This window comes from Streptomyces sp. NPDC032198 (assembly GCF_040636975.1).
Lineage (GTDB): Bacteria > Actinomycetota > Actinomycetes > Streptomycetales > Streptomycetaceae > Streptomyces.
This window is the reverse complement of sequence record NZ_JBEZVL010000022.1, coordinates 41,450-58,742: the sequence shown is the minus strand read 5'-3', so window position 1 is coordinate 58,742 and position 17,293 is coordinate 41,450. Positions and strand designations below refer to the sequence as shown.

At 72.8% G+C, this 17,293-nt stretch carries 16 protein-coding genes and 1 pseudogene; 9 read left to right on the top strand and 8 right to left on the bottom strand.

All coding sequences use genetic code 11. The features are described from left to right. Positions 1 to 4 precede the first annotated feature (4 nt). From AB0E78_RS39820 to AB0E78_RS39810, 3 genes are read left to right on the top strand one after another with little or no spacing between them, the layout of a single operon-like run. Positions 5 to 781 carry a 5-oxoprolinase subunit PxpA gene (locus tag AB0E78_RS39820; protein WP_361843967.1) on the top strand — a complete coding sequence of 259 codons (777 nt, stop codon included), beginning with the start codon at positions 5 to 7 and terminating at the stop codon, positions 779 to 781. Next, a complete protein-coding gene (locus AB0E78_RS39815; RefSeq protein WP_361843964.1) occupies positions 778 to 1,443 on the top strand; it encodes an allophanate hydrolase subunit 1 in 666 nt (221 codons plus the stop codon). Before AB0E78_RS39820 ends, AB0E78_RS39815 begins: the two co-directional genes overlap by 4 nt. After that, positions 1,440 to 2,309 carry a biotin-dependent carboxyltransferase family protein gene (locus AB0E78_RS39810; RefSeq protein ID WP_361843962.1) on the top strand — a complete coding sequence of 290 codons (870 nt, stop codon included), beginning with the start codon at positions 1,440 to 1,442 and terminating at the stop codon, positions 2,307 to 2,309. The genes AB0E78_RS39815 and AB0E78_RS39810 overlap by 4 nt, the downstream gene beginning before the upstream one ends. Positions 2,310 to 2,363: 54 nt before the next feature. Here the strand turns inward: AB0E78_RS39810 and AB0E78_RS39805 are convergent, their stop codons facing one another. From AB0E78_RS39805 to AB0E78_RS39785, 5 genes and pseudogenes are all read right to left on the bottom strand, one after another. Further along, on the bottom strand, positions 2,364 to 3,233 hold the full coding sequence (locus tag AB0E78_RS39805) for an SGNH/GDSL hydrolase family protein (protein WP_361843959.1): 870 nt from the start codon (positions 3,231 to 3,233) through the stop codon (positions 2,364 to 2,366). Beyond that, positions 3,230 to 4,486 (bottom strand): annotated as a pseudogene (locus AB0E78_RS39800) (glycosyltransferase). The gene AB0E78_RS39805 and the pseudogene AB0E78_RS39800 overlap by 4 nt, the downstream one beginning before the upstream one ends. Then, entirely contained in the window at positions 4,483 to 5,610 is a 1,128-nt protein-coding gene (locus AB0E78_RS39795; RefSeq protein WP_361843956.1) for a glycosyltransferase family 1 protein, read from the bottom strand. Before AB0E78_RS39795 ends, AB0E78_RS39800 begins: the two are co-directional and overlap by 4 nt. A gap of 120 nt (positions 5,611 to 5,730) precedes the next feature. After that, complete coding sequence (locus AB0E78_RS39790; RefSeq protein WP_361843952.1) at positions 5,731 to 7,149, bottom strand: HEAT repeat domain-containing protein; 1,419 nt, start codon at positions 7,147 to 7,149, stop codon at positions 5,731 to 5,733. Between the two features lie 301 nt (positions 7,150 to 7,450). Next, entirely contained in the window at positions 7,451 to 7,843 is a 393-nt protein-coding gene (locus AB0E78_RS39785) for an ankyrin repeat domain-containing protein (protein WP_361843950.1), read from the bottom strand. A 297-nt stretch (positions 7,844 to 8,140) separates the two neighbouring features. Here AB0E78_RS39785 and AB0E78_RS39780 point away from each other — a divergent pair, with 297 nt between their 5' ends. Both AB0E78_RS39780 and AB0E78_RS39775 read left to right on the top strand, forming a co-directional pair. Further along, complete coding sequence (locus AB0E78_RS39780; RefSeq protein WP_160503705.1) at positions 8,141 to 8,335, top strand: hypothetical protein; 195 nt, start codon at positions 8,141 to 8,143, stop codon at positions 8,333 to 8,335. 48 nt (positions 8,336 to 8,383) lie between these two features. Continuing rightward, positions 8,384 to 10,027, top strand: a complete 1,644-nt coding sequence (locus tag AB0E78_RS39775) for a hypothetical protein (protein ID WP_361843947.1) — start codon at positions 8,384 to 8,386, stop codon at positions 10,025 to 10,027. Positions 10,028 to 10,257: 230 nt separating this feature from the next. On the opposite strand, the gene AB0E78_RS39770 is transcribed toward AB0E78_RS39775, so the two are convergent. After that, positions 10,258 to 11,757, bottom strand: coding sequence for a PLP-dependent aminotransferase family protein (locus tag AB0E78_RS39770; protein WP_361843944.1), 1,500 nt, complete (start codon positions 11,755 to 11,757; stop codon positions 10,258 to 10,260). A 176-nt stretch (positions 11,758 to 11,933) separates the two neighbouring features. On the opposite strand from AB0E78_RS39770, the gene AB0E78_RS39765 reads away from it, so the two are divergent. The 4 genes from AB0E78_RS39765 (at position 11,934) to AB0E78_RS39750 (ending at position 15,377) form a co-directional block, all read left to right on the top strand. Beyond that, positions 11,934 to 12,581, top strand: coding sequence for a hypothetical protein (locus tag AB0E78_RS39765; protein ID WP_361843941.1), 648 nt, complete (start codon positions 11,934 to 11,936; stop codon positions 12,579 to 12,581). Then, a complete protein-coding gene (locus AB0E78_RS39760; RefSeq protein ID WP_361843938.1) occupies positions 12,578 to 13,345 on the top strand; it encodes a glycerophosphodiester phosphodiesterase in 768 nt (255 codons plus the stop codon). The genes AB0E78_RS39765 and AB0E78_RS39760 overlap by 4 nt, the downstream gene beginning before the upstream one ends. Positions 13,346 to 13,393: 48 nt before the next feature. Further along, on the top strand, positions 13,394 to 14,746 hold the full coding sequence (locus tag AB0E78_RS39755) for an MFS transporter (protein WP_361843936.1): 1,353 nt from the start codon (positions 13,394 to 13,396) through the stop codon (positions 14,744 to 14,746). Between the two features lie 256 nt (positions 14,747 to 15,002). After that, complete coding sequence (locus AB0E78_RS39750; protein WP_249591189.1) at positions 15,003 to 15,377, top strand: RNA polymerase-binding protein RbpA; 375 nt, start codon at positions 15,003 to 15,005, stop codon at positions 15,375 to 15,377. Between the two features lie 126 nt (positions 15,378 to 15,503). On the opposite strand, the gene fxsA is transcribed toward AB0E78_RS39750, so the two are convergent. Both fxsA and AB0E78_RS39740 read right to left on the bottom strand, forming a co-directional pair. Continuing rightward, entirely contained in the window at positions 15,504 to 16,082 is a 579-nt protein-coding gene (gene fxsA / locus AB0E78_RS39745) for an FxsA family membrane protein (RefSeq protein ID WP_361843932.1), read from the bottom strand. 95 nt (positions 16,083 to 16,177) lie between these two features. Beyond that, complete coding sequence (locus AB0E78_RS39740; RefSeq protein ID WP_361843929.1) at positions 16,178 to 17,017, bottom strand: polyprenol monophosphomannose synthase; 840 nt, start codon at positions 17,015 to 17,017, stop codon at positions 16,178 to 16,180. Positions 17,018 to 17,293: the final 276 nt, after the last annotated feature.

Below are 17,293 nucleotides of genomic sequence, written 5' to 3'. Positions count from 1 at the left end.
GCAGATGACGCAAGCCCCGGCCGACGCCGTGATCGATCTCAACGCCGACCTCGGTGAGGGCTTCGGCCGCTGGCGCCTGACCGACGACGAGGAGCTGCTCTCCGTCGTCACGAGCGCCAACGTGGCCTGCGGCTTCCACGCCGGGGACGCGGCCACCATGCGGCGCGTGTGCGCACAGGCCGCGGCACGCGGGGTACGGATCGGCGCCCAGGTCTCCTACCGCGACCTGGCGGGGTTCGGGCGCCGCTCCATGGACGTGCCCGCCGACGAGCTCGCGGCCGAAGTGGCGTACCAGATCGGCGCCCTGGAGGTCTTCGCGCGGGCGGCAGGCACGCGCGTGTCGTACGTGAAGCCGCACGGAGCGCTCTACAACCGCGTCGTCCATGACGAGGAACAGGCGCGCGCCGTCGTCGACGGTGTCCTGCTCGCGGATGACGCGCTGCCGGTCCTCGGGCTGCCCGGATCGCGCTTCCTGGAGGTGGCGGGCAGGGCCGGGCTGCCCGTCGTCACCGAGGCGTTCGCGGACCGTGCGTACACCCCGGAGGGGACGCTCGTGCCGCGCGGCAACGATGGCGCCGTCATCACGGAGGCGGACGCCGTCGTCGAACGCTCCGTGGGCATGGCCCGGTTCGGCTCCGTCACCGCTCAGGACGGCCGGCGCATCGACGTCCGCGCGCGCTCGCTGTGCCTGCACGGCGACACCCCGGGGGCGGTGGCGCTCGCCCGGCAGGTCCGGGCACGCCTCGAAGCGGCGGGCGTCCGGGTGGAGGCCTTCGCGTGAGGGTGCTTCCGGTCGGCGACCTGGCGCTGCTCGTCGAACTCGCCGACGGTGACGAGGCGCAGGCGCTCCACGCCGAGCTGCTGCGTCGCAGGGCAGCGGGCCTGATCCGCGTACGGGAGATCGTCCCCGCGGCCCGCACGGTGCTCCTGGACGGCCTCGACGACCCTGTCCGCGTCGGCGCGGAGCTCGCCGCCCTGGAAATCCCGCCGCTCCCAGCTCGCGCGGAGGACGTCCGGGAGATCCCGGTCCGCTACGACGGGCCCGATCTGGCGGACGTGGCGGCGCACTGGGGGGTCCCCGTGGCGGAGGTGGCGCGGATCCACGCGGCGGCCGAATTCCGGGTCGCCTTCTGCGGGTTCGCTCCCGGCTTCGGCTATCTCACCGGGCTGCCGGAGCGCTACGACGTGCCTCGCCGGGCCACACCGCGCACGAGCGTTCCGGCCGGCAGCGTCGCCCTTGCGGGGCCGTACACGGGGATGTATCCGCGCTCATCGCCCGGCGGCTGGCAGCTCATCGGCACGACCGACGCCGTGCTGTGGGACCACGCGCGCGTGCCTGCCGCACTGCTCACCCCCGGGGTGCGGGTGCGCTTCGTGCCCTCCCCGGCGGTGCCCAGCCCGGCGGCGCCCAGCTCGGTCGCTCCCAGCTTGGGGGCGCGATGACGGACCGTGCTTTCGCCGTCGTACGGGCCGGGGCGCTGACCACGGTGCAGGATCAGGGCCGTCCCGGGCACGCCCACCTCGGAGTGCCGCGCTCCGGGGCCCTCGACCCGGCCGCGACGCGCCTCGCCAACCGGCTCGTCGGCAACCCGCCCGATGCGGCCGTCCTGGAGACCACGCTCAACGGCTGCTCCGTGCGACCCCGTTGCACGGTGACGGTGGCCGTCGTGGGAGCGCCCTGCCCGGTGACGGTCGACGGCCGCCCGGTGGCGTGGGGTGCCCCCGTGCGGGTACCGGCCGGGGCGCTGCTCGACGTGGGAACGGCCGTCTCCGGAGTACGTTGCTATGTCGCGTTCGGCGGCGGGGTGGCCGTCGAGCCGGTCCTCGCCAGCCGCTCCACGGATCTGCTCTCCGGGCTCGGCCCGCCGCCGCTCACGGACGGAACCGTCATCCCTCTGGGGAGCGCTGCCGCCCCCCACGCGCGCGTGGACACCGTCCCGCACCCCGCGCCACCCCGCGAACTGATCCTGAGGGTGACGCCAGGACCGCGCGCCGACTGGTTCACCCCCTCGGCCCGGCACACGCTGACCACGCGCGCGTACCGGGTGGCCTCGGCGAGCAACCGCATCGGTCTACGCACCGAAGGGCCTGCCCTGGAGCGGGCGTTCACCGATGAACTCCCCAGCGAGGGCATGGTCCTGGGCGCCGTCCAGGTGCCGCCGGACGGCCGGCCCGTGGTGTTCCTCGCCGACCACCCGACAACCGGGGGCTACCCGGTGATCGCGGTGGTCAGGGAGGCCGATCTGGCCGGTGCGGCGCAGGCGGTGCCGGGAACCCCGGTCCGTTTCGTCCCGGCGGCACGGCGCTGAGGCCGCGCCCTCCTGAGGGTGCCCGTCCCAAGGCCCCTGAGGCTCCCCTCCTGCCTACGCCGCGTCCGGCTGCTCGGCCACGGTGAGCGCCGCGAGCGCCGCCGTCACCGCGTGGGTGGCGCTCAGGTCGAGCCGAGCGCTGCTGCCCCGTACCTGATGGCGTACCTCGTCGGCCGCGAGGGTGAGCAGCTGGGGCAGCAGATCGGTGCACCGGCGCGCCACCCAGCCGGTACCTTCGGTGGCCAGCCACAGCAGGCTCGCCGAGCGGGTGGGCGAGGGCAGTTGGGGCTCGCACGAGGGCGGGCTGCCCGCCGCGAGGCCCCGAGCCGCGAGCAGCGCGTGGAAGCGGGCGGCGACAAGACGGTGGCCCCGCTCCCCGGGGTGCAGCCGGTCCGCGCTCCACAGGGCGCGGTCGGCGACCCACTCGTCGTCCGCGAGGTGCAGGTGGACGGCGGCGTAGCGCTCGGACAGCGCGTGGACGGCGGCGTTGACCGCGCGCTGCCGCCGGGCCAGCGGGCGGGCCAGGGCGCCCGGGAGGCCGAGCATGGCCCCCGGGTCGGGGAGGCAGGCGGTGAGCAGCTGGGCGCCGTGCCGCGCGGCGGCGGCGTAGACCTCGTCGAGGCGTGCCGCGACGGCCCGGATGTCGAACGTGCAGCGCAGGGTGTCGTTGACGCCGACGACTACGGAGACCAGGTCGGGCCGCAGCTCCAGGGCCACGGGCAGTTGCCGGTCCAGCACGTCCCCGGTCTGGGAGCCGCTGACGGCGAGGTTGTGGAACCGCACCGCCCCCTCATGCGCCGCCCCCTCACGCGCTCCCAGCCCCTCGGCCAGCAGCGCCGCCCATCCGCGCCAGCCCTCGTCCACGGGATCTCCGATGCCTTCGGTGAGGGAGTCGCCCAGAGCCACGAAACACAACGGCTTCATGACGCACGCCCCTCGCCGGGCGCCTCGTCGGCCGCCGCCCCGAACTCCCCCGCGCTTCCCGCCCCGAGCCGCGCCTCATGCGCCCCCAGGAACGCCGCGACAGCCCTCCCCCACCCGAAGCACTCGGCACGCGCGCGTGCCGTCTCCCTCCGGGACCGCTCGGGACGGGCGAGGAGTGCCTGGACGGCGGTCGCGAACGCCTCGCCGCTGTCCGTCGCCACCGCGCCCGCACCGCCCACGATCTCCGGGAGCGCCGACGACGCGCTGGCCACCACCGGCGTCCCGCAGGCGAGCGCCTCAAGGGCCGCGAGCCCGAACGTCTCGCAGGGGCCCGGCGCGAGGCAGACGTCGGCCGTGGCCTGCAGCACCCCCAGGGCCGCGCGGTCCACGACGTGCACGAGGAACGTCACCGGCAACCGCCTCTCGCGCGCCCGCCGTTCGAGACGGGCACGCAGCGGCCCGTCCCCCGCCAACGCGAGAACCGCCGGCACGCCCCGGCCACGGAGCGCCTCCAGGGCGTCAAGGGCCATGCCCGGCCGCTTCTCCACGGACAGCCGGGAGCAGAGCACCAGCAGCACCTCGTCCTCGCGCGCGTGGCGGGCACGCACGCGTGGATTCCGCAGTCCCGGATGGCTGCCCGCAAGGTCGACGCCGAGCGGCGCGCGGACGACGTTGCGCGCCCCGACGCGGACGAACTCGCGCTCGGCCTACTCCGTGGTGCACACGACCCGCGCATAGGCGTGCGCGGTCCGGGAGTTGAGGGCGTCGGCCGCACGCAGGACGGCCTGCTGGGGCATGCCCCAGGAGCTGAGGACGCCGTGTGCGGTCTCGTGGGAGACCATCACGGCCGGGATTCTGCGGTGCCGGGCCCACGCGCCGGTCCAGCGCAGTGTGGTGCGGTCGGAGACCTCGATGCGGTCCGGGGCGAGGCGTTCGAGGACCCGGGCCACCCTTCGGCGGTCCGTGAGGACGCGGTAGCCGCCGGTGCCGGGCAGCAGCGTGCCCGGCAGGGTCACGACGCGGCCCTGGTCGGTGTCGCGGACACCGGCCCGTGCGCCGGGCACGATCAGTACGGGCTCGTGTCCGGCCGCGCGGTAGCCGCGCCCCAACTCCCGCAGCGCGGTGCGCAGTCCGCCGGACGTGGGGGCGACGAAGTTCGCGAGCCGGACGATGCGCAGCGACTCGGCGGGACGCGCGCCACTCCGTGCCGCCGCCTCACGGTAGGCCGCTTCCCTGTACAGGGCCGCCCTCATGCCGCCACCGCCGTCCGCGCGGCGAGCACGTCGGCGTAGTGGTCGACGAGCTGCTCGCCGACCGCCCCCCAGGTCCGCCCCTCGACGGCGGCGCGCCCGGCCCTTCCGTACGCCGCCCGCAGCCCTGGATCGGCGGCCAGCGCCCAGACCGCGTCGCGCACCGCGAGGGCGTCCCGGGGTGGCACCAGGACTCCGGTACGGCCGGGGACGACGAGGTCGAGGGGTCCGCCCGCGGCGGGCGCGACCACCGGCACACCACTGGCCATGGCTTCCTGCACGGTCTGGCAGAACGTCTCATAGGGGCCGGTGTGCACGAAGAGGTCCAGCGAGGCGAAGATCCGGGCGAGTTCGCCGCCGGTGCGGCGCCCGAGCATGACCGCGCCCGGCAGCGCGGCCCGCACGGACCCCTCGCTGGGTCCGTCGCCGACGACGAGGCGTACGCCGTCGAGGGAGCACACCCCGGCCAGGAGTTCGACCTGCTTCTCGGGAGCCAGACGCCCTACGTAGCCGACGATCAGCTCACCGTTCGGAGCGAGTTCACGGCGTACGGCCTCGTCCCGGAGGGCGGGCCCGAACCGGGCGGTGTCCACGCCCCGTGGCCACAGCCGTACCCGTGGCACCTCGTGCGACACGAGGTCACGCAGGGCGGCGGACGACGGGGCGAGCGTGCGGTCGGCCGCAGCGTGGACGGCGCGGATGCGGCGCCATGCGGTGGCCTCGCCCATCCCCATGTACGTACGGGCGTAGCCGCCCAGGTCCGTCTGGTAGACGGCGACGGCGGGTATGCCCAGGCGCGCGGCGGCTGCCATGCCGCGCGCGCCGAGGACGAACGGGCTGGCCAGGTGGACGAGGTCGGCCCGGTGCGCGCTCAGCGCGGCCGACAGGCGCCGACTGGGGAGCGCCACCCTGACCTGCGGATAGCCGGGAAGGGGCAGCGAGGGGACACGGATGACGGGGCAGGGCGCACTGGCATCGGCTGCGGCGTCCGCCCCGGCCGCGGGAGCCGGGGCGATGACCAGGGGGTCGTGACCCCGGGCGGCGAGTTGCCGGGCGGTCTGGAGGGCGCAGTGCGCCACGCCGTTGACGTCGGGAGGGAAGGATTCGGTGACGATGACGACACGCATACCCGTGTTGTCGTCGCGCGGGGCGTGGTCACGTCAACGTGGATCTTTCCTGGCGAGGAACGTCCCATGAGCGTTCCCCTCCGCCCCCTCCGCACGCGCCCCTCCCCCGGGGCGCGACGGCTACACCTCGGCCGCGTCGGGGCCGATCCTGCTCCGTACCGCGGTCTGTACCTCGTCCTCCTCGGCGGGATCCGAGGCGAGCCTTCTGAGCTGGGTGACGACCCGGGCGTCGCCGGTCTCGGCGTGCCGTGCGGCGACCTCGCGGGTGGACTCCTCGCAGTCCCACAGGCATTCGACGGCGAATCCGGCGGCGAAGGAGGGGTCGGTGGCGGCGAGCGCGCGGGCGGCGCGGCCACGGAGGTGGGAGGAGGCGGTCTCGCGGTAGACGTGGCGAAGGACGGGGGCCGCGCAGGCGATGCCCAGGCGCCCGGCGCCGTCGACGAGTGTCCAGAGGGTCTGTGCGTCCGGGCCTTCGCCGCGGACGGCCTCCCGGAGCGCGGCGAGCACGAGCTTGCTGTCCTGGGCGCCTCCCCTGCAGGCGAGTACCCGTCCCGCGGCGGCACCGAGCTCGTCGGGGCGCTGGGCCCAGCGGCGGGCCCGCTGCACGGCGGCGACGCTGCGCATCCGTTCGAAGGCCTCGGCCGCGGCGTCCACGACCGCCCGTGAGGGACTCTCCACCGCGCACTCGATCAGGTCGAACACATCGGGATCATGGGCGTCCGCGAGGTAGCGCAGGGCCGTGCCGCGCGCCCCGTCGGAGCCGTTGCGGGCGGCCTCGAGGATCTCGGCACGGTCATCGGGCCCGGCGACCGCGCTCAGGCAGCGGGCGGCGGGCACGTGCAGGACGGCGCCGCGTTCGAGCCCTTCCTGGGCCCAGTCGAAGACGGCCTGGACGCTCCAGCCGGGGCGTGGCCCCGATGGCCGCATCTGTCGCTGCCAGCGGTCGAAGGAGCCCTGTTCCCGTGCGGCGCGCACACGGGCGCCGACGGCCTGCCTCGGGTCCTCCTCCCACAGCCGCCAGGGCCGGGGTTCGTAGGCGTCGCGCACGACGGCGGCCAGTTCGGCCTCGCCCTCCGCGTCCTCGGGGAATCTGGCGAGCACGGGCAGGGCGAGGGCGCGCAGGCCCGCGTCGTCGTCGCGCAGCGCCAGTTCGTCCAGGGCCCAGGCCCAGTTGGCGCCGAACGCCGCGTACCGTCGCAGCAGTTCGAGGGCGTCGTGCCTGCCGTACGAGGCGAGGTGCCCAAGCACCGCGAGCGCGAGGCCGGTGCGTGACTCGTCCGTGTTCAGGACGTCATCGGCGTCGAAGAGATGCCGCTCGATCTCCTCGATGCCGCCGCGGAGGTCGAGGTAGAGCCTGGCGTAGTAGAGGGAGCGGTTCTCCACCTGCCAGTCGTGGCGTGGGTCGTGGAGCACACAGGTGTCGAGGGCGGCGAGCGCCTCGGAGCGGGGGGCGGTGAGTGCGTGCAGAGTGCCGTCGCCGCGGCCCCTCTGCAGCAGGCCGAGCAGCGTACCGCTGGGCGCTATGACCGGATCGAACATGGGAAACAGCCTCACATCAAGCGTCGACGCAACCGGGAATCGTGAATTACCTGGCCGTGCGCCAACACGTCGGGCCGCCCGCCGTCTCTTGCTTGCTGTAAGCCATCTTCCTCTGCCTCTCGTCGGTGGCCCGAAGGGATCCCGGACGGGAGGTCCGGGGGCGGGCCGCTCACGGTCCGCGCGGTGCGGCAACTCCTGCCCCACCGTCGCGTCCGTGAACACGTCGTCATGATGACCCAGCGGTTCAGCCCGCCGCGACCACATTTCCAGCGCCCCCGTTGTTGCTGGTCAGGTACCCCGCTCAGGCCGCCCCGAACAGCTCGACCAGCTCCGTCTTCGCGAACATCCGGGCGGTGTCCACCGCCGACGGCGTACCCGCGGCCGGATCCGCCCCTCCGTCGAGGAGCGCCCGGATCACCGCGTCCTCGCCCTTGAAGACGGCACCGGCGAGCGGTGTCTGCCCCCGGTCGTTGGCACGGTTGGCGTCACCGCCCCGCTCCAGGAGGGCCCGGACCGCGTCCGCGTGGCCGTGGTAGGCGGCGAGCATCACGAGCGAGTCGCCGCTGTCGTTGGTGAGATTCGCCGGAACGCCTGCGTCCACGTACGCGACGAGGGCCGCGGTGTCGCCCTGGCGCGCCAGATCGAAGATCTTGGTCGCCAGCTCCACGACTTCCGGGTCGGGGGCTTCGCTCATGGACCAGACCGCCTTTCGACTGCGGGGTGACTCGGGAGGTCGTACGGCGTCCTGTGCGGCCGTACGAGTGAATCGACAGGGTACTGCCCGTGCGGGCACATGACGGGGCGCGCCCGCGGCAAAGCTCACCGACGGACCCGGACGCCCGCCGAACCCGCGCTCGTACGGCCCCGCAGAGCTCCGCCATTCGAGGGAATTTAAGAAAAATTCCCCCATTTGCACCTTTTATCGTATGGATACATGCTGTGAACCTGGAACAACTCATGGTGACTGTCCCCACCAACCAGGAGAACCGTCATGATCCTTTCCATCTCGGGCGTCGTGCTGCTCGGCATCATCGTCTTCCTGTTCTTCCGCAAGGACGGGCTCAAGGCGTCCCACGCCGTGGTCTGCGCGCTCTTCGGCTTCTTCATGGCGGGCACCGCCATCGCCCCGAGCATCAAGGCAGGCAGCGCGAGCCTGGCGAGCCTGCTCGGCGGGATCAAGTTCTGACGCCTCCTGCCCCCTGTAGTCGTTCGTTCGCACCATCTGGAGACTGACGTGGCCCGGCGCCCCCTCCCCCGCATCCTGAGCAACGGCACCGCCTCGATCGCCCGGAGCCGGGAGTTCGCACGGTCGGCCGCCGACAACGCCACCGACGTCCTCCACCCGCTGATCACGATCACTCGTGGACTGCGCCGGCTGGCGGGGGCCGGGCGGCGCAGGTGGGCCGACACCCCCAAGGACCGGCGCGGACCACTGATGTTCCTCGTGGCCTCCGTCGTCCTGGTCGTGGCCCTCATGCCGTACGGTCCGCTGCTCGCCGCCATCTGCCTGATGGCGGCCGCCGCGTGGACCGGCAGGGAACGCACGGAGCCCGCCCCCACGGGTCCCGACGAGGCGCAGACCCAGCGCCTGCAGTCCCTCTACGAAGCGCTCGTGCCGTACTTCTCCGTCCCCGAGGACCCGGCGCCGCTCTTCGCGCACGGCGGCGAGTGGGACAAGGCCCTCACGTCGTACGAGTTCGACGACGACGGACGTGTCTCGCATCTGGTGGTGCGCTACCCCGCGTACTTCACGGACGGCGAGGCCGACTCCCGCGCACGCATCGAACAGCTCCTGCACGCCAAGTCGGGCCGTGGCCGCGAGTACCACTTCGAGTGGGACGAGGAGGGCAACCAGCTCACGGTGAACGTGCTGCCCCCGCTGCCCACCGACATCGCCGCCCAGCGGTTCGTCACCGCCCCCGGCGAGACCGTCCTCGGCTTCACCGACCCCACCGGCGTCCAGCGCACCCTCCCCGTGGCGGACGGCGACGAACAGCGCGACGTGCCCCCCGTCGTCTGGCGCACGGGCCCCCGCTCCACCGAACCGCACCTCCTGGTCGTCGGCGAGCCCGGCAGCGGCACCACGACCCTGCTGCGCTCCGTCGCCCTGCAGGCCCTGCTGCACGGCGACGTCCTGATCGTCGAGGGCAGCGGCATCGGCGACTACGCCTGCCTGGCCGGACGTGACGGCGTCCTGGCCATCGAGTGCGGGCTCGCCGGAGCCCTGGCGAGCCTGGAGTGGGCGGCGCACGAGACGGAGCGGCGCCTCATCTCCGCCAACCGCGCCCGGCAGGCGGGCCACCCCGCCCCGGAGGACACCAAGCGCCCGCTGTGGATCCTCATGGACCGCCCCAGCGTGCTCGGTCACCTCGCGGCGGCCGACGGACGCAAGGACCCCCAGGCGCTGCTCCAGGTGCCGCTGCGGCACGGCAGGGCGGCCAACGTCACGGTCGTCGTGGCCGACCAGTTCGACAGCCTGGACGCCCTGAGCGACCCCGTACGCCAGCACACACGCGCGCGCGTGGTGCTCGGCCCCACGACGATCGACCAGGTCGAGGACATCCTCGGGGTCCCGCCCCGCACGACGCCCACGGCCAACGTCCCGCCCGGCCGCGGCTACGCCCGGCTCGGCACGGGTCAGGTGCACCGGCTCCAGGTGCCCGCGACGCCCGATCCGTACGACGACGCGACGAGCGAGGCGCACCGGCAGGCCGTGACGGATCTGCTGCCGGCACGGAGCACCCCCGCGGATGCCGGGGCCGGTACCAGTACCGGCACAGAGGCCGGCACGGAGGCCGGCACGGAGGCTGAGGCAGACGCGGACACCGTCGTGACGAAACCCGACGCGACGCCGGAGCCCGTGCCCGCCGAGAGCTGACGCCCAGGACGCTCGCGACGCCGAGGGCCACAGAGCGGGACTAGGGCCCTTCTGACGGATCGCCGTGGGAGAGGGAGCGGCGTTCGGTGCGTGCCCTGGGGGGTCCCCCGGCCGGAGGCTGGGGGAGTGCGGTGTGAAGGGTCATGTGGCGGAGCCACCTGTCCCTTTGCGCCGTGCGGCGAGGGTGCGTGCCGGGCGTCGCGACGCCGCGGAGATCCGTCAGAAGGGCCCTAGGCCACGAACGCCCGCGACGCCTCCACGCCCGCGCCCGCCCCCGTCTCCACCAGACGCGCGGCCGCTGCCAGGCGCACCGCGGCCTCCTCGGCCACCGCGCCCCCCACGGTGAAGGGCAGCCGCACATACCCCTCGAAGGCTCCGTCCACGCCGAAGCGCGGCCCTGACGGGACCCTGACCCCCACCCGTTCGCCCACCTCGGCGAGCCGGGACCCGGAGAGGCCGCCCGCTCGGGCCCACAGGGTGAGGCCGCCCGCCGGTACCGCGAACTCCCAGTGGGGCAGCTCACGGCGGACCGCGGTGACCAGCGCGTCGCGGTTCTCGCGGGCCTGGTCCCTGCGCACCTCGACGGCGGACTCCCAGCCGCCGGTGCTCAGGAGCCAGTTCACGGCCAGCTGTTCCAGGACCGGGGTGCCCATGTCGGCGTACGCACGCGCCGAGACCAGGCTGCGGATCACGTCGGGCGCGGCCCGCACCCAGCCGATGCGCATGCCCGCCCAGAAGGCCTTGCTCGCCGAGCCGACGGTGATGACGGTCGAACCCGCCGGGTCGAAGCCGCAGACGGGGCGCGGCATCGTCAGGTCGTCGTCGAGCTGAAGTTCGATCATGGTCTCGTCGACCACGAGGACCGTCCCCGCGGAGCGGGCGGCATCGACGAGCTTGCGCCGCTGGTCCTCGTCCGCGAGCGCGCCCGTGGGGTTGTGGAAGTCCGCGACCACGTAGGCAAGGCGGGGCGCGGCGTCGCGCAGCACCTGGCGCCAGCGGTCCATGTCCCAGCCCTCGAGCCCGTCGGACATGGCGACGGGGACCAGACGGGCGCCGGTCTCGCGCATCAGCTGGAGGATGTTGGCGTACGACGGGGACTCGACGGCGATGCGTTCGCCGCGCGGTGCGAACAGATGGCAGATGGCGTCGATGGCACCCATCGCGCCGGTCGTGACCATGATCTGTTCGGGCATCGTCGGGATGCCGCGCGCGGTGTAGCGCTCGGCGAGCATCTGGCGCAGCGCGGGCAGCCCGGCCGGGAAGTCGCCGTGCGTGTGCGCGTACGGCGGAAGTTCCTCCAGGGCGCCCTGTACGGCGCGGGTGAGCCAGGGCTCCGGCGCGGGCAGGGCCGCGCAGCCCAGGTCGATCATGGAGCCGAGCGCCTCGGGCGGAAGGGGTTCGAGCCCGCGCGCGGGGAGGGGGTTGCCTGCCGGGACAGCGGTCCAACTGCCCGCTCCCCTGCGGGATTCCAGGAAGCCCTCGGTGCGCAGCGCCTCGTACGCGGCGGCGACCGTGGTCCGGCTGACGGCGAGGGAGACGGCGAGCTCGCGCTCGGCGGGCAGCCGCGCGGCGACCGGGACGCGGCCTTCGAGGACGAGCATGCGGATGCCGTCGGCGAGGGCGCGATAGGCGGGCGGACGGCGCGTGCCGGGGCCCGCGGGGCGCGTCTGCTGAGAAGTGAGCAGCCGGGCGAGCTGCGTGGAGCCCACCGCCGAAGTCCACTGAGCCATGATTCCCAGTCCACCTTCCTGGAATTGGCCATGGTTGGTATCCCTTTACGAGCCACAGAGTGTCATGCGTCAGGCCACTACCACCAGCAGGGGGGCATCTCTTGTCCACGCCCAAGCCACCGACACCGACCCCGACGTCTCCCCACACACCTCCCCGGGCGTCACAGCCGCGACCGGTGAAGCCGCACCTCGCACTCCGGCTCACCCAGCTGTACGTCGGTCTGGCGCTCTACGGAGCGAGCTCCGGGCTCCTGGTGGTGGCCGGGCTCGGCCTCGAACCGTGGAACGTGCTGCATCAGGGCCTCGCCGAGCTGACCGGGATGTCCATCGGCGTCGTCTCGATCGTCATCGGCGCCGCGGTGCTGCTCCTGTGGATCCCGCTGCGGCAGCGCCCCGGCCTCGGCACGGTCTCCAACGTCTTCATCGTCGGCCTGGCGATGGACGGCACCCTCGCGCTGATGCCGGACACGCACTCGCTGGCCGCCCGTATCCCGCTCCTCGTGGCGGGGATCGTCCTGAACGGTGCCGCGACGGGGCTCTACATCGCGGCGAAGTTCGGACCCGGGCCCCGGGACGGGCTGATGACGGGCCTGCATCAGCGCACGGGACGCTCGATCCGGCTGATGCGGACCCTGGTCGAGGTGGCCGTGGTCGCCACCGGCTTCGCGTTCGGCGGCACGGTGGGCATCGGCACGGTCCTGTACGCGCTGGCGATCGGCCCGCTGGCCCAGTTCTTCCTGCGCCTCTTCGCCGCGCCCGCTCCATCCGAAGGAGACACCGTGGCCGCCGGCGGTCAACCGGAGCAGGCGATACTGCAGCGGTGACCACGCGCGGACGCCACCCCTACCTCGACCACTCCGGCCCGCTCGCCTTCGCCCATCGCGGCGGGGCGGCGGATGGCCTGGAGAACACCGCCGCGGCTTTCCGGCGCGCGGTGGAGCTGGGGTACCGCTACATCGAGACGGATGTGCACGCCACGGCGGACGGCCGTCTGGTGGCCTTCCACGACGCGACGCTGGACCGCGTGACGGACACGGCCGGGCAGATCGCCGACCTGCCGTGGAGCGACGTGCGCCACGCGCGCGTGGCGGGCAGCGAGCCGGTGCCCCTCTTCGAGGACCTCCTGGAGTCGTTCCCCGACGTCCGCTGGAACGTGGACGTCAAGGCCGAGCCCGCCCTGCTGCCCCTCCTCGAACTGCTGCGCCGCACCGGCGCCTGGGACCGCGTGTGCGTCGGCTCGTTCTCCGAATCCCGCGTGGCCCGCGCCCAGCGCCTTGCGGGCCCCCGCCTCGCCACGTCGTTCGGCACCCGGGGCGTGGCCGCCCTGCGGCTGGGTTCGTACGGCGTCCCCGCCCCCGTCCGCCGCTCCGCGGTGTGCGCCCAGGTGCCCGAGTCGCACGCCGGGATCCGCGTGGTGGACCGCCGCTTCGTCCGCGCGGCCCACGCGCGTGGACTGCAGGTGCACGTCTGGACGGTCAACGACGCCGGACGCATGGCCGCGCTTCTCGACCTCGGTGTAGATGGCATCATCTCTGATCACATCGAGACGCTGCGCGAAGTGCTGAAGGACCGGGGAGCCTGGGCCTGACCGCCTCCGGGGCGGCAGCGGACCACGGGGACCAGCGAGGGGGCACGGGTGGGCACCGACACCGTGCGGGCAACGCCACCGGCCGACGAGAGCGCCGCCGAACGACGGCGCGAGCAGCGCGGCTGGTACTTCTACGACTGGGCGTGCTCGGTCTACTCGACGAGCGTCCTGACGGTGTTCCTGGGCCCGTATCTGACGGAGATCGCCAAGTCCGCCGCGGACGCGGACGGATACGTCCATCCACTGGGCATACCGGTCAGTGCGGGGTCCTTCTTCGCGTACGCGGTGTCGGCCTCGGTGATCGTCTCCGTCTTCGTCATGCCACTGGCGGGCGCCGCCGCCGACCGGACGGGCCGCAAGAAGCCGCTCCTGGCGGCAGCCGCCTACCTGGGGGCCGCGGCCACGGCGGGCATGTTCTTCCTGGACGGCGACCGCTATCTCCTCGGCGGCCTCCTGCTGATCGTCGCCAACACCTCGCTCGCCGTCTCGATGGTGCTCTACAACTCCTACCTGCCGCAGATCGCCCCTCCGGAGGAGCGTGACGCGGTCTCCTCGCGCGGCTGGGCGTTCGGCTACGCGTCGGGTGCACTCGTCCTCGTGGCGAACCTGGTCCTGTTCCTGGCCCACGACACCTTCGGCGTCTCGGAGTCGACGGCCGTACGCATCTGCCTGGCGTCGGCGGGCGTGTGGTGGGGCGCCTTCACGCTCGTACCGCTGCGGCGGCTGCGCGACCGCAAGGCGCCGCCGTCGGAGGCCTCGGCACGCGGCTGGCGGCAGCTCGCGTCGACCGTGCGCGACATGCGCCGCCATCCGCACACCCTGTCCTTCCTGCTCGCCTATCTCGTCTACAACGACGGCGTACAGACGGTGATCTCCCAGGCATCCGTGTACGGCTCCGAAGAGCTCGGTCTCGGCCAGTCCACACTGATCGTCGCGGTCCTCCTCGTACAGGTGCTCGCCGTGGTGGGGGCCCTTGCCATGGGACGCCTCGCACGGACGTACGGCGCCAAGCGCACCATCCTCGGTTCGCTCGTCGCCTGGACGGTGACGATCGGCGCCGGGTTCTTCCTGCCCGCCGGCGCCCCGGTGTGGTTCTTCGTGCTCGCGGCGGGCATCGGCCTGGTGCTCGGGGGTTCGCAGGCGCTCTCGCGGTCCCTGTTCTCGCATCTGGTGCCCGCGGGCAAAGAAGCCGAGTACTTCTCCGCGTACGAGATCAGTGATCGCGGCATGGCCTGGCTCGGGCCGCTGATCTTCGGCCTGACGTACCAGCTCACGGGGAGCTACCGGGACGCGATCGTCTCTCTGGTGGCCTTCTTCGTGATCGGTTTCGTGCTGCTCGCGCGGGTACCCGTACGGCGTGCGATCCGCGACGCGGGAAATCCCGTACCCGACAGGATTTAGCAACTGAAGCCAAAGGGCGGTAGTGTACGCGTTTGGCCTACCAGGCGGACCGTTACTGCGCGCTGGAGATTCAGAAACGCTGGGTGACATCTGCTACTAGATGTGACAAACCGGGCGCTGGTGGGTACAACAAGGGGCGGCATACGACGGCGACGCATGACCCTGAACGGGAATCTTTACCGCCGACCGGACGTTGACCGGATGACGACGACAGCGACACCTGTCCTGTGGGCGACAAGCCCGGGAGGCACGATTCATGAGTGAGCGAGCTCTTCGCGGCACGCGCCTCGTGGTGACCAGCTACGAGACCGACCGCGGCATCGACTTGGCTCCGCGCCAGGCCGTGGAGTACGCATGCCAGAACGGACATCGTTTTGAGATGCCCTTCTCGGTAGAGGCGGAAATCCCGCCGGAGTGGGAGTGCAAGGTCTGCGGGGTCCAGGCACTCCTCGTAGACGGCGACGGACCTGAAGAGAAGAAGGGGAAGCCTGCGCGTACGCACTGGGACATGCTCATGGAGCGCCGTACTCGAGAAGAACTCGAGGAGGTCCTGGAGGAGCGCCTTGCGGTTCTCCGCTCAGGAGCCATGAACATCGCGGTGCATCCGCGGGACAGCCGCAAGTCCGCCTGACGGCGAACTGAAGAACACCGCACACAAAGGCCGGGAGCACTGCTCAGCAGTGGTCCCGGCCTTTGCGCTGTCTTCTCTTCGTGCTGTTCTCTTCGCGCGGTGCTGCTCTCTCTCCCCCCCCGGACCTCAGCGGGGCGGCAGCTGCGGGTCGTCCGGGTGCGCGCCGCGGGCCGGCCGCTCGTCGTCCCTGATGACCTCGCCCTGGACGACCTTGCCGTCCGGGCGGTGCATGCGCGCCTGCTGGAAGGCGTCGCCGAGGCTGCCCTGCGAGGCCTCGCGGACCTTGCGCTCGAACGTCTTCTCCGCCGTACGACTGACGGCCTTCTGGATCGGCGGCACCAGCAGGAGCAGCCCCAGGGCGTCGGAGATCAGCCCCGGCAGGATGATCAGCAGGCCGCCCAGCATCGTCAGGGCGTTGCCGCCGCCGCGCTCGGAGGGATGCGGCGCCAGGCCGCTCTGCTGCTGTTGCACCGCCTCGCTCAGCTCGCGGAAGGCGCGGCGCCCGGCGTGCTTGATGACCATGCCGCCGAGCACGATGCCGGCCACGAGCAGCAGGAACACCGTGAGCCCGCCGGCGGCGCCCGCCACGACGGTGAGCAGCCAGATCTCCAGGACCAGCCACGCGGCGATGCCGAGCGGCAGGAACCTCAGGACGCGGGAGCGCCGGGGCCGGGCGGGTCGGGTGGGCGGTACGCCAGTCGTCATGGATCCAGTGTGCCTGGACCCGGCTCAGACCGGCATAAGGGGATGATCAACAACGGAGCCGTCGGAGCGACGCCCGGCGGCCCCCACGGCCCTTCTCAGAGCTTCTTGCGGTCCTTCGGGGACTCCTGCGCCCCTTCGGCGTCCTTGCGCCCCAGGGCGCGGCCCACGCGGCCCACCCGCTCGCCCACGCCCCACGCCGTGACCCGCCACAGCGCCTCGGCCACGATGTCCTGGCTCATCTTGCTGTCGCCGAGCTCCCGCTCGACGAAAGTGATCGGCACCTCGACGACGTGGTAGCCCGACTTGATCGCCCGGCGGGCCAGGTCGACCTGGAAGCAGTAGCCCTGCGAGGCGACCTCGCTGAGGCCGATGCCTTCGAGGGTCTCGCGGCGGAAGGCGCGGTAGCCGCCCGTGACGTCACGGATCGGCACGTCGAGCATCAGCCGGGAGTACGTACTGCCGCCGCGCGAGATCATCTCGCGGTACTTGGGCCAGTTGACGATGCGTCCGCCCGGGACCCAGCGCGAGCCGAGGACGAGGTCGGCGCCCTTGAGCGCGGTGAGCAGCCGGGGCAGCTCCTCGGGCTGGTGGGAACCGTCGGCGTCCATCTCGACGACCACTCCGTAGTCGTTGTCCAGGCCCCACTGGAAGCCCGCGAGATAGGCCGCGCCCAGGCCTTCCTTGCCCTTGCGGTGCAGTACGTGGACGTTCTCGTCGTCGATGGCGAGCTCGTCGGCGATCTTGCCGGTGCCGTCGGGGCTGTTGTCGTCGGCGATGAGGATGTGTGCCTCGGGCACGGCGACCCGGACCCGGCCGACGATGGACTGGATGTTCTCCGCCTCGTTGTAGGTCGGAATGATCACCAAGGCCAGGCCGAGCGGGCCGAACTGCCTCCCCTGGTCACCGGTTTCGGAGACCGCACCGCCGTCGTTCACTACTGCCCCTTCGTTCGTACGCAGAGGACCACCATAGTGGCCTCTTCCCGCACGGCCACGGCGGCACGGGCGGTTGAGGGGAGTACTGCGGATCGGGGCCCGGCACCCTTCGGGCCGACCTGGGGCCCGCTGGCTGCGGGTCGACCGAGAGCCGTTGTCTACTGAGTGTCCGGGCCCCACCCGGGTCACACCTGCCGGCCCGGTGGAACGTTCCCTCGCGTCCGCGACGCGGGCGCTGGACCTGGCTCCCAGTGGTGGTGCGCCGGTGCGGCACAC

Excerpts from the sequence above, each read along its gene's own strand:
- AB0E78_RS39820 (WP_361843967.1), top strand. The coding sequence starts at position 5 with ATGACGCAAGCCCCGGCCGACGCCGTGATCGATCTCAACGCCGACCTC.
- AB0E78_RS39810 (WP_361843962.1), top strand. The coding sequence starts at position 1,440 with ATGACGGACCGTGCTTTCGCCGTCGTACGGGCCGGGGCGCTGACCACG.
- AB0E78_RS39805 (WP_361843959.1), bottom strand. The coding sequence starts at position 3,233 with ATGAAGCCGTTGTGTTTCGTGGCTCTGGGCGACTCCCTCACCGAAGGC.
- AB0E78_RS39795 (WP_361843956.1), bottom strand. The coding sequence starts at position 5,610 with ATGCGTGTCGTCATCGTCACCGAATCCTTCCCTCCCGACGTCAACGGC.
- AB0E78_RS39790 (WP_361843952.1), bottom strand. The coding sequence starts at position 7,149 with ATGTTCGATCCGGTCATAGCGCCCAGCGGTACGCTGCTCGGCCTGCTG.
- AB0E78_RS39785 (WP_361843950.1), bottom strand. The coding sequence starts at position 7,843 with ATGAGCGAAGCCCCCGACCCGGAAGTCGTGGAGCTGGCGACCAAGATC.
- AB0E78_RS39780 (WP_160503705.1), top strand. The coding sequence starts at position 8,141 with ATGATCCTTTCCATCTCGGGCGTCGTGCTGCTCGGCATCATCGTCTTC.
- AB0E78_RS39770 (WP_361843944.1), bottom strand. The coding sequence starts at position 11,757 with ATGGCTCAGTGGACTTCGGCGGTGGGCTCCACGCAGCTCGCCCGGCTG.
- AB0E78_RS39750 (WP_249591189.1), top strand. The coding sequence starts at position 15,003 with ATGAGTGAGCGAGCTCTTCGCGGCACGCGCCTCGTGGTGACCAGCTAC.
- fxsA (WP_361843932.1), bottom strand. The coding sequence starts at position 16,082 with ATGACGACTGGCGTACCGCCCACCCGACCCGCCCGGCCCCGGCGCTCC.